The following is an 800-nucleotide window of genomic DNA, read 5'->3' on the forward strand; positions in this document are numbered from 1 at the left end:
GTTACCAGCAGGCAGCCTGGGGTTAGGGCACTGATGAGATTGCTAACACTGCGCGCGCAAATGGCGATCCTCGTAACCCTTCGGGTACGCAAAATCTCCTCGTTACCCGTTCCGGGTACAACCTTCATTTGTAGCTCATTTGCGATATCAAAGACTCGCGGCGCCTGTAAAGCCGGTACAAGCGGTATCTGGCCTATAGAATGAAAACTTTCACTAAGCACTGTGGATGCTTCTATTAAGGTGCTGGTGCTGAGTAGTTGTTGGCAGTTTTCGACCTCTGTTGCTTCGGTGAGCGAAATCGCATCATCGTGCAGTTGTTTGGCGTTTTGTGCGCAGCCTACTTTATTCAAAATACAGCCAATGACACCGGCTTTAATTGAGGAGAATAGGCTCAAGGATGTTTTTAGGTGGTCATCGAAGGTATCAACTGAACAATTGCTTGGCAAGGAGGTCATTGGCACAAGCAGAATGATTTCTGCGTCGAGACTGTTTGCCATTTCCTTATTGAGCACGCTGGTATGAGCTTCGTCTGTTGTTGGAACAATTCCTTCAATGATTATTACGTCGTACAGCTTTTTTATCTTATGGAAGTTTTCGATTACTTCTTCCATAAGAAGGTCTTTGTCGCCGCGTGTAAGGTAATCTTGTGCTGTCTTCAGTGGAATAGGCTTTGGGCTGTCTATATGATTGATTGCATTAGCAAAGTGGACAGAGTGATCGGGGTGACTTTGGGTAATTTGTGTAATCGGCTTAAAAAAACCAACTCTTACACCTATCTGGTCAAGCGCTCTGAGTAGGCC

General features: G+C 45.9%; 1 protein-coding gene. It reads right to left on the bottom strand.

Annotated features, from left to right (window positions below):
- The coding region (locus A3735_RS07815) for an AAA family ATPase (RefSeq protein ID WP_156499513.1) at positions 1-800 on the bottom strand (800 nt) is incomplete at both ends.

The sequence above is a fragment of the Oleiphilus sp. HI0061 genome, from assembly GCF_001635675.1.